Source organism: Bacillus cereus group sp. Bc031 (genome assembly GCF_027716265.1).
In the GTDB taxonomy this organism is placed as follows: domain Bacteria; phylum Bacillota; class Bacilli; order Bacillales; family Bacillaceae_G; genus Bacillus_A; species Bacillus_A paranthracis.
In genome coordinates, this window is sequence record NZ_JAQFUL010000069.1 from 16,559 (window position 1) to 27,312 (window position 10,754).

A 10,754-nucleotide genomic window follows, 5' to 3' on the forward strand; every position below is an offset into this window, starting at 1 on the left:
TATATGGGGGGTTAAAACGTGGTAATTTCAAGACAAGATTCTTGGACTAATGATAACGATTTACTTCTCGCATCAACAGTACTTCAGTATATTCGTAACGGTGGAACACAGTTAGCTGCATTCAAAGAAGTAGCAAAACTACTAGCTAGAACACCCGCAGCTTGTGGATTTCGTTGGAATTCATATGTGAGAAAACAATACCAAGACGAAATCCAACAAGCCAAACAACACCGAAAAGTGGGAAACAGCATTCCTCTCTCCCAACCAGAAAAAGAAACAAACTCTTTGTCTATTACATTAGATGACATTATTCTCTTTCTACAAAATTATAAAGATATAAATGAATTGACAATTTTACAAAATCAAATTGAAGATTTAGAAGCTGAGAATCAATCCCTTCTACAACGTTTAACTATGTATGAAGAAGAGTATCGTATGTTACTGAACCATATCGATAAGACAAGAAGTTTAATTGTAGTGGATTAAACAGTATAACTATTTTGATTTTTCAGTAGGACCTTCGCCCTCCAAAATTACTTTTAATAAAAGAAATTTTGCCTCTTGCAATTGATAATAAGTAAAATACACATACATAATGTATGTGTATTTTTAATTGGACTATTATTAAAAGAAATGTTTAGTCTATGTTACATCTTTTCTAATATTTCTTGTCTTTCGCACCATTTCGTTAGCTTTTCTAATGCTTTTTTAGATAAACGTTTTGTTTTATAATTGCAAAATCTAGATAATGTAGACGGAGAAATACTAATTTCATCTGCTATTTCACGAATGCTTACTTTTTTTTCATTGTGTACTTTCAGTATTTGTTCACGGATTTTCTTCTCTATTTGTTCGACTGATTCTACAGTCTTCTTTACTTCTTTAACAACTGTTACTTCAGGTAATTGTTCTTGAAGTTCTTCTATACATTTCTTTCCGATTACCCTATCCATTGATTGCAGCATTTCCTCAGGCGGTAAAATCGTTATTCCTAAATTAGCGTAATAGTTTTTAAACCAATTACGTTTCCCAATTTGTTGTTCATCAAGTGGATCACTATACTCCCAATGAGAGATTACTTTTTCATTTTCTAAATCCATTAGAACATTTTCCAACTGTTCTCTAATGCGATTCGGCTTCCAATCTTTTGGGATATCCATTACTGCTAGCAGCCCTTTGTCCCCACCTATAGAATATGGCTTTTTCAATGATGAATACATTTGTCTAATTCTCCATTGCCATGTTAAGTATCGAATTAACCTTTTATGATATTTGTGTCTATAACTATTATATTCAAGTGCTTTTTTAGATAATAACGCTGTTGTATTATTTGATCCGTATAAGTAATTGGTTAAAAAGCTGCCTGGCTTAATACGACAAGACTCAATGCCCATGTATTCATTAGTAACACTATGTCTCCACAATACAACTGAATCTAATACAAATAACCTTTTGATTACTTCACGTTTTAATTCTAAACGTTCTCCATCATCATCACGGTCATTTAATACTACTACCTCATTATCATCATTTAAATAGATAAAAATGCTTGCTAAAGCCGCAATTCTCTTTGCTATTTTAATTTTATCTTCCGCTCTATAGTATTCTTTATTTTTGACTACTGTTTTTGGAATGTTACACATTTCTAAAACTTGCTCATAAGAAAAATCAATGAATTCGTCTGGAGATTTTGCTTCGTTTATCCATTGTATTGTAATTGCATCTAAACAATCTGCCGTTAAATCATCCATATTACTCATTACATCATCGACAAGGGTATTCCACCGAGCAGCTTCTTCTATATTTGTAAGTCTTAAATCTTCATCTTTGTGTGAAGAAAGCTGAGCTACACCATTAGAAGATTTAGTTTCAATAGGATATTGTAAAACCTTACTTAACTCATCTTCTTCAAATTGATTTTTTGCAATCCCATCTCTTAGCTTATAATAAACAGCAGAGTTATTTACCTCATAATAATCCTCATGATTTACTATATTTGTCTTATCTATATTTTGATTATTTTCTACTACTATGGAACTTGAAAGTGCTATATCTTGAAATTCTTTTTCTATAAATCCTTCAATTTCTTTATATATTTCTTCCTTATAGGAATCAATTTTCGCATAAATTTGTACTAATGTAATACCGGATTCTTGCTTTTTTTCTAACCAAGACACTAATGCAGTAAATGATGGAGATGCATGAGATGAGGTTAATACTTTATTATTATTGTTTTCAACATCTTTAAAATATGCATTCCACTTATTCCATACTAGCTCATTTGTTTTATAAATTGGCTCAGAGATTAACAATGCATCTCGAAACATTTGTAATAAATTATCCACTTTATATTCCTCCCTAAACCATGGATCATAACAAAGTAGTTTTCATCATAAAATTCCTTACTACTATTATATTTAATTTATTGTAACAGATATTTACAAGATTTTGCGTCTTTCTTCCCCTAACTCGTCATCTTGCAACATATTTGCTCTTTCTCTTCCTATTTCTTCTCTACTTGCATTCCTTTTGCGCTTTGCTTTCCCTTAGTCCTCAATTTGCAACATGGTTGCTCTTTCTTTTACCTATTCTTCTTTACTTACATTTTTTTGCGCTTTGCTTTCCTTTAGTCCTCAATTTGCAACATGGTTGCTCTTTCTCTTCCTATTTCTTCTCTACTTGCATTCCTTTTGCGCTTTGCTTTCCCTTAGTCCTCAATTTGCAACATGGTTGCTCTTTCTTTTACCTATTCTTCATTACTTGCATTTCTTTTGCGCTTTGCTTTCCTTAACTCATCAACTTGCAACACGTTTGCAGTATCCTTTCCCTATTTCTTTCAACTTGCAACGGTATAATTTATTTTTCAACCTAGTAATTTTAAAATTTTTAAGCTATTTTTCGTATATTTTGAGTAAGTTACATACATAAAATGCAACATGTTTGCGGTATCCTTTCCCTAAATCCCCTACCATTTTCACTCTAATCCCTTATATACCAAGGGGTTAGGTACTTTTCCACTTACTTATATACATATCATCCAACTTGCAACACGTTTGCGGTATTCATGCCCTTATTCTTTACACAAGATGCAACACTGTTTGCGGTATCCTTTCCCTACTTTCAATCTACAAGTGCCCAAAAACCTTCTATATCAAGGGTAATCATTGCAATTCATTATTAATGATCCTGCTAATCAACTTGCAACACGTTTGCGGTATCCTTTCCCTAACTCCTCTATCATTTTCACCCTAATCCCTTATATATCAAGGGGTTAGATACTTTTTCTGCTTATTCATATACATATAATCAACTTGCAACACGTTTGCGGTATCCTTAACACAAAAAAAAATTAAGAAATTCTCTTAACCCTTGATACGACTAGCTTCATAAGCTGTTGCAAGTTGCTATTTTTCTTCTTAAAGGAGCACGTTTCAGCATTTTTCATTTTGCTATAATCAAAATTGGTATATTTTATAGTATTTTGACATATATTTCTGAATTTGTAGAACGGAGGTGAAAAAGATGGGGAAATCATTTGTGATACGTAATCAACGTAGCCTAAATGGAAAAATAACAAACGCAGTTTTAGTAACACTAAAATCTTGGCAAAAGTTTGTGGAAACATTTGAGGAGAAGTACTACAGCTACAAAGATACATATTTAGAAGATATTCTGCAGCACATGACATACGAAGAGCGTATTGCGGATGTAGAAGGTTTTGTCGAAAAAGCCAAGCCATCTTTTTCACGTCGCGTAATGTCTACACTTGCAGAAAAAACAGGAAGAAAACATAAATTATACGGTATTACCAATGCAGATCTTGAAGTGTTCTTATACCTACATAAAAAATGCTATACAAACGGCGTCATTCCAAATGTAACAATACATATGATGTGGGAAGATTACAAGCAATATAAAGAAGAATTTGCTTATATCCAACACTCTCAATTCTATATTGCATTAAAGAAATTAAACTTACATAACATTATCTCCATTGAAAACGGAGTAGATGGCCGATATACAATCAAGCTGACTCATTTTATGAATGAGGAAACAGAAAAAGCAAATCCATACGTATATATTAGTCCTGTTGTATTTACAAAGGCTTTCTTTAAGCTATCTGTAGCGTCTAAGAAACTATTCTTAGACATTGCCATGCAACAACATACGGAAACAACATTAAAGCGTTCATTGGACAAGCAGGACGAAAGAGGCAACAAAACTCACTTCGGTGGGATGTATCGTTTCTTACATAAAAAATATCCGCATCAAATCCGTGCCGTTATCGATGAATTAACAACGGCATTACCATGTACGGGGAATCCCCTATTCAAAATTTGCAAAATGCAAAAAGGGGTAAAGCATACAAAACGATATACAACCTTATATTTATCTATTCATTCGGACTTTTTATGTACAAAAGAATCTGGAGAAGAGCAACACAGGGATCCATTTACACCAAAAACTACCTATGCTCGCAAGGCGAAGTTTATAGAAGCAGTTCTACAGGAGATGAATATCGGTGAACTGTCTGCAGACATGAATAAGTTCATTCATGTATTAAAGCATACTTGTCATCGTCAAATCCGCAGTGTAATTCGCGGACTCCGTGACATGATTGATCGAAAAGAAGGATATCCAACGAAAATTGTATATACATTGAAAAAACTATTGCATCAAACATCTCAATATCAAATCCTTGATGCTGCAGCGAAAGAAGGTATCTACCCTCTTATTGCGCAACATATACCAAAAGAGAGAAATAGTGACCGTGAGCAAGCTGTCTTTAATTTCGGTTTACATTATTCTATGTACTCTCTTCACAACATTAAGAAGATGTTTAAGAATGTGCATACACTACTGAAGCAGAAATTTGCGGTACCTGTGACGGAAGAATCTTATCACCGTAATTATTTAAAATATCAGGAAGAAACGTTATTTAGAAAATATGCATATGATCAAGGTGTGAATCTCCATGCATATATTGCTTTAGAAATTGAAATGCGCGAAAAATTAAAAGTACGCGGCCATAAAGAACGCACAATTCCAAGTGATGTACGTGAATGGTTTATTGAAGAAATTGATAAGCTACCGCAAGAGCAGCTGCGTGTGATTGAGCTACCAAAACAGTTTAATTTACTAGAGTTTATGCGTACCTTTGAACGTTTAGTACGTGCTGGTGTAACAATAACCACTCCTGATCAGGTGCTAACCGCAATGAAAATAAAATAATAGCAACTAGCTCTCTATTTTTGAAAAAAACAAAAGTAGAGGGCTATTCGTGTTTATTTGAGTAGTAACACCTTCCTACTACTCTATTTATAAATACTAAATCGAAAGAACTTCATGTAAAATGGAGTCTTTTTTTATGCACTTCTATACAATTTTGATTCTATCAATGCATAACTCTCCACATAATACTAGAGTGTATTCCTCTACTGTATTAAAACCTATCCCATAATACCTACAAAAAATCAAAAGGAAAATTATAAAAATAGTGGATATGAGGACAAATATGATCCAATGTGGATATAATCCTTCTAAAATCATTGTTATTACTAATGTTGTTGTATTTATCTAATAAAAATCATCAACAAAAATGTGAGTTATGTGTAAATAGTGAGTTATGTTCAAAAATAGCAGCCTAATCTGAATAAAATGTGGATAATTAGACGGTTAGAATTAACCTGATTACTAAAATAAGTAAAAAAGTTCTTATTTACGGGGTTGAATATATATAATGCGATTGGTATCAAATTCTTTCTGATTTCATGTAGAAATATAGTAATTCCTTTCTGTTTTTTTGTAGAATTAAACGTCTAATAATCATTGAATTTACGAATACATTTTCTGCTATTTATGATTTTTTAGGTTCTAACATGAAATTTTCCCTTGTGGGAGTAGATATTTCCCCTGTTTTTGATAACCTATAATAGTTTTATCTTTATTTCTTTTTTTATATAAGGTATATATTTATAATAGATTTTTAATATAGCTAGTATGATTGTTAATAAGATGTCCGACCTAATTGAAAATATTTGTAAATTGCGTTATAATAATGGTAATTAAACAGATCATTACCCTCATACAAAAGGACAAACCTACGTATCCCTACCAGGACTAGGTTTGTCCTTTTTTCATTTTAATAAACAATTTATATTGGAGGATTACACATGGCTACACTAAAAGAAACAACTTACATAGAAATGAATACCTATAACGAGATTGGATTTTTTAAAGGGATTGTTTGGGGATTAGTTTTTGTAGTGCCTTTTTGGAGTATTATGATAACTCTATTTATCTGGCTTTATAACTAATAAACAACATATCCAAAAAGCAAAGGGTTGTTTGTCCGTTTGCTTTTTGGATATGCCAGCAACCGTGCGTAGCAAAGGGCGGTAGCAGGTCTTTCACTTGTTTTCTGTTATAATATATCCAAAGAAATTAGGTGATTATATTGAACAAGACAATTAGCTTAGAGAAAACTTTAGAAGATTTCTCTACATATTTAAGTAAAAAAGGCCGAAAACATTCTACAATCCAACGCTATGCATACGATATTAAAGATTTTTATAGATGGTTGAATGAAAATGAGTTACTTTTACATATCAAATCATGGAATGAAATATCCGTAGATGATTATCAAGCGTATTTCTCAGTGTTAGAAAATAAACGAGAATATTCGCTTAAAACAAGGCACAGGATATGGGTGGTTTTAAAGAAATTACACATGTTTTTAGGTATAGTTAGTCCATTAGATGATATTCATCTCTCTTTAATTCCGGATCAATCACTAAATGACAATGATTTTATTACCGAATCGGAAGAAGTACTTTTAAAACAAACCGTTCTATCAACTAAGGGATTAACAGAGAGACAAGCTAAATACCGTCCTCTAATCATGGATAGAAACGCTTGTATAATTAATTTAATAGTAAACTATGGTTTGTCTTTACAAGAGCTTGTATCGCTTAATATGAACCATATACAGTTTGCTAGGAACACTTTAATTGTTCCAGGAGAAAACGGAGTTACTAGATCCATCTTCTTAACAGCTGAAGATACACAACAGCTTTACAAATATTATTCGACTATCCCTGAACCTGTAAGACCTCGACAGCACACAGATAATCCCCTATTTGTGGCATTTGATTTTAATCGAGGTACATATCGATGGGTTTACGAAAATGATGCACCAAAGGCTTTGTCTGAGGTTGCTATACAAAAGATGATTCGACTGGAAGTGAAACGAGCAGAATTAGGTAGACGTATTTCTGCACAACAGATGAGGAATACGTTTATTCTTCGTCTAATTAAGCAAGGAATAAATGAAGATGAATTGGTAAATAAAATAGGTTTTAAAACAAAAATATCTTTAAAAAGATACTATCAATACTTGACGTTATCTAAAAAAACTCGATGAAAAAAACGTAACTCCTATTTCACCGAAAAAGACTTTTGAACTGTACAAAGTTCATCATTTGTTAATTGTTTCTTATTTTCGTTAGATGAATAAATTTGATAATGTACGTCATTTTCATTCCAGTATATATAATGTGATTCATTTTTTTGATGATTAAATGCTTGACGAGTTTTATCAAATGCATTGATCTTTTGTAAAGATTTTTGTGGGAAAACATCCTTTCCTCTTGTTATTTCAACAATTAAGTTTTGATTGTCTTTACTTGAATAAACAACGGTAACATGTTCTGCATTCTCATTTGTAACTGTTATTGAATCTACTTCGAAAGGTAATTTAGTAGGATAGGATATTGGAAATGGGAGTTCTTTTGGTGTAGTGGCCATGACCTCTTGTGATATCGGGTACCAATTTACATCTTTTACAGAACAACCTGTAAGCATGGTGATAAAAAACAAAATGACAAACCAAAGTCTTTTCATTCCGTTCCCTCCTTTTTTATAACGTATGTAGCTTTTTTACATACATTCTGAAAAAGAATGGAAGAAAACTCAAAAAAATGCCCAAGATAACTTCAGTCGAAATTACCAAGAGCATTCACTACATATTTAGTTGAATTGAGCGGTCAAATATTTCAACTTTAAATAGAATTATGTTTTTCACTTCTTGTTTTTGACCGTAGTAAGTCTTTAATATTCATGGTTCCTGAGATTAACAAACCACCAATTACTAAAATTGCACCAAACAGATGGTATATTGTAATACTTTCTTTAAGTATTAACCATGCTAGTAAATAACCAAAAATCGGTGTTAAGAATAGATAGTTGTTTGCTTTTATTGGATCTTTTTTTAATAAATAAAACCATAGTAACATGGATACTATCGAAGTCATAACAACCTGCCAAAATAGACCAATAGCAAAATTCATGTCTAAATTAATATATGGATTTGTATCTAATAAGAAACTTAAAGGAACTGCAAATAAACTACCAAAGATGATTTGCCAAGTATTAATGACTAGACGATCAATCTTCATATCGTATTTTGTGAAACATACACTCCCAATTCCCATAGACAACATGCCAATTGCAAGAATAATGATGCCTGATACAGTGGCTTGCGTATCCTTTAAATACGGATATACGGCAATAAATAAGCCAAATGCGGCAATACACATACCAGCCCATTCTTGTTTTGTTACTTTTCTACTTAAGAACATAGAAGATAACAAAGCAACAACAAATGGGTTTACTGTGATAAATAAGTTAAATAAACTAGATGATACCAACTTTAGTGACAAGAAACAGCAACCTACATACAAAGTGGTATTCAATATACCTAGTACAACTAACTGTTTCCACTCTACTCCTTTAGGCCATCTGTTAGATTTGATAAAATATGTAAAGATAAACATGATAAGACCGGCACTAATTAACCTTGTTGTTGCAAACATTAAAGGGGATGAAGATAAAAGACCAATTTTTGTGGCGATAGCACCTGATGCCCATAAAATACTAAACAATATACCGATTAAAATCTCCATATGAACCATTTTCCTTTCCTACATTACAAATAGTAAAACAACCGATTTTATTAAAATAAAATCGGTTGTTTATGTAAAGAACTTACTTTACTTGTTCTAAAATCAAACAGTAACTTCTTCTTTCCAGTTATCCATACTGAAGCGCTCACCTAAATTACGATGTTCAATAATATACTCACGTAAATGTTTTGCTTTCTGAATAATTGCCTGATCACCGCTTCTTTCTGCAATTTGATCTAGCCAATCATAGCATTTTGCAACAGGGATATCTTTTTCAAAATGAATTTTCGATAAGAAGAATACAACATCTCTAAAATTAATTCTTGAAATTACTTTAGATAGTGAAGTAATTAACTCTTCTTCAAATGTTTCATCTAATTTATCGCGTTTGACAATAAATCTTTCTAAATCACGATTATATGTCTTTTTATCTTTGAAGATATCAGATGGATCAAAATCACTATCAAATACATAGTCCAGGCAAAGGAAAACGCGGCTATCCTTAGAGAAATTAGCAGCTGCATGTCCAATTGCTGCATCTAAGAACCAAATTTCTCCTTTTCTGATACGGAATACTGCTTCCTCATCTGAATGGAAAGCCATTTTATTATCTTCTAAAGCTAAGAAGACACGGAAACGTTGCTTTGTACTATGAGAGAATTCAACGAAATCTCTATGTGGGATAACCATTGCATCCACTAAATTACGTGTACGAACCATTTTTAAATTATCAAAAGTGAAGTATTCTTCAAGAAGTGAGTTAATGTAAGGTAACTGCTTACCATACTCTGTTTGTTGTGCTGCATGATCAAAATCACGATACATTGTATCATTTTTATCATTTGAAGCATTCCATAAAGAGTTGTTCATCCAATAACCTGAACTAAATTCATCATACTCTTCTGGAATAACTGGAAAACTCGCGATTGTAGCTAAATCTTTCTTTAATAATTCCTCGTTTAAGTTTAATTTACCAATGATATAAGATGCCATATTCACTATTCTCCCCTTTAATTATAATGTGAACATTACTAAATCGCAATACAAGTGACCGAATCATCTGATTATGTATTATTTTCAGAATAAAAATCGGAAGATTATTTACATAGACCAATAATATATAGATTATTGGCAACTGATTATTCTTAATCTTTTTGAGATATTCCTGAAATCAAATATATACAATTCATATTGAGAAGCATGGTCACAATACCTACATTTTATATTTTTGTCTGTTTCACAAATATGCGGTACATTTAGATTTTGAATCACTTTTAATACATGTTCTTTGCAAACAAACAAAAGATCACCTTATTTCCATAAAATGATAATTGATTTTTGTAGTTTTTATTTTACCTAGTAAAAGATATTTTAAAACAATTCCTGGTTCGCGCGAATTTACAGAAAATTGAATATTGAAACTACAGATTGATTATAGGGAAAAAATAACAACAGGTCTATACGCGTTTTGCCGAAAATTCCGAATATAAAGAATTGAATTAACATTAAACTTCTATAGAATGCTATAGTGATGCGGTTTCGTAAGAAAAAACTGAAAATTTTGTAAAAAAATGAGAAATATTTATATTATTTATATAACTAATTATTTGGTGTAATACTCTAATTTTGTATCTTAGAAGTGGTATTCTGCCTTCCTTTCTACAAGTTCGAATTATAGTTTCAATTTATTACAGAAAAATAAAAGCCCAATTATTGATATTATCCCCTTTAGGTAGACAGTGTGAAAAAGACCATGTATACACATGGATGTTACACTATTACGTGGAGGGG

The 10,754-nt window shown here is 31.8% G+C and carries 8 protein-coding genes; 4 read left to right on the forward strand and 4 right to left on the reverse strand.

Features of this window, described 5'->3' with window-relative positions; all coding sequences use genetic code 11:
- Window positions 1-18 precede the first annotated feature (18 nt).
- Complete coding sequence (locus PDQ33_RS21735; RefSeq protein ID WP_000237083.1) at window positions 19-486, forward strand: RsfA family transcriptional regulator; 468 nt, start codon at window positions 19-21, stop codon at window positions 484-486.
- A gap of 161 nt (window positions 487-647) precedes the next feature.
- Here the strand turns inward: PDQ33_RS21735 and PDQ33_RS21740 are convergent, their stop codons facing one another.
- Window positions 648-2,345 carry a helix-turn-helix domain-containing protein gene (locus tag PDQ33_RS21740; protein WP_000369387.1) on the reverse strand — a complete coding sequence of 566 codons (1,698 nt, stop codon included), beginning with the start codon at window positions 2,343-2,345 and terminating at the stop codon, window positions 648-650.
- Between the two features lie 1,177 nt (window positions 2,346-3,522).
- Between PDQ33_RS21740 and PDQ33_RS21745 the strand changes: the two genes are divergently transcribed.
- From PDQ33_RS21745 to PDQ33_RS21755, 3 genes are all read left to right on the forward strand, one after another.
- Window positions 3,523-5,232, forward strand: coding sequence for a hypothetical protein (locus PDQ33_RS21745; protein ID WP_000520275.1), 1,710 nt, complete (start codon window positions 3,523-3,525; stop codon window positions 5,230-5,232).
- 941 nt (window positions 5,233-6,173) lie between these two features.
- Window positions 6,174-6,317 (forward strand): hypothetical protein, encoded by a 144-nt coding sequence (locus PDQ33_RS21750; RefSeq protein WP_000212568.1) that lies wholly within the window; start codon window positions 6,174-6,176, stop codon window positions 6,315-6,317.
- A gap of 131 nt (window positions 6,318-6,448) precedes the next feature.
- Complete coding sequence (locus PDQ33_RS21755; protein ID WP_002074054.1) at window positions 6,449-7,423, forward strand: tyrosine-type recombinase/integrase; 975 nt, start codon at window positions 6,449-6,451, stop codon at window positions 7,421-7,423.
- Between the two features lie 14 nt (window positions 7,424-7,437).
- On the opposite strand, the gene PDQ33_RS21760 is transcribed toward PDQ33_RS21755, so the two are convergent.
- The 3 genes from PDQ33_RS21760 to PDQ33_RS21770 form a co-directional block, all read right to left on the reverse strand.
- Window positions 7,438-7,902: a hypothetical protein gene (locus tag PDQ33_RS21760; protein WP_000827039.1), complete on the reverse strand. Its 465-nt coding sequence runs from the start codon at window positions 7,900-7,902 to the stop codon at window positions 7,438-7,440.
- 158 nt (window positions 7,903-8,060) lie between these two features.
- Complete coding sequence (locus PDQ33_RS21765; protein WP_000233488.1) at window positions 8,061-8,972, reverse strand: DMT family transporter; 912 nt, start codon at window positions 8,970-8,972, stop codon at window positions 8,061-8,063.
- Window positions 8,973-9,065: 93 nt separating this feature from the next.
- Entirely contained in the window at window positions 9,066-9,956 is an 891-nt protein-coding gene (locus PDQ33_RS21770) for an aspartyl/asparaginyl beta-hydroxylase domain-containing protein (protein WP_000179385.1), read from the reverse strand.
- Window positions 9,957-10,754 lie beyond the last annotated feature (798 nt).

What these genes read in the sequence shown, in the direction of transcription:
- PDQ33_RS21745 (WP_000520275.1), top strand. Translation starts at nt 3,523, where the DNA reads ATGGGGAAATCATTTGTGATACGTAATCAACGTAGCCTAAATGGAAAA.
- PDQ33_RS21750 (WP_000212568.1), top strand. Translation starts at nt 6,174, where the DNA reads ATGGCTACACTAAAAGAAACAACTTACATAGAAATGAATACCTATAAC.
- PDQ33_RS21760 (WP_000827039.1), bottom strand. Translation starts at nt 7,902, where the DNA reads ATGAAAAGACTTTGGTTTGTCATTTTGTTTTTTATCACCATGCTTACA.
- PDQ33_RS21765 (WP_000233488.1), bottom strand. Translation starts at nt 8,972, where the DNA reads ATGGTTCATATGGAGATTTTAATCGGTATATTGTTTAGTATTTTATGG.
- PDQ33_RS21770 (WP_000179385.1), bottom strand. Translation starts at nt 9,956, where the DNA reads ATGGCATCTTATATCATTGGTAAATTAAACTTAAACGAGGAATTATTA.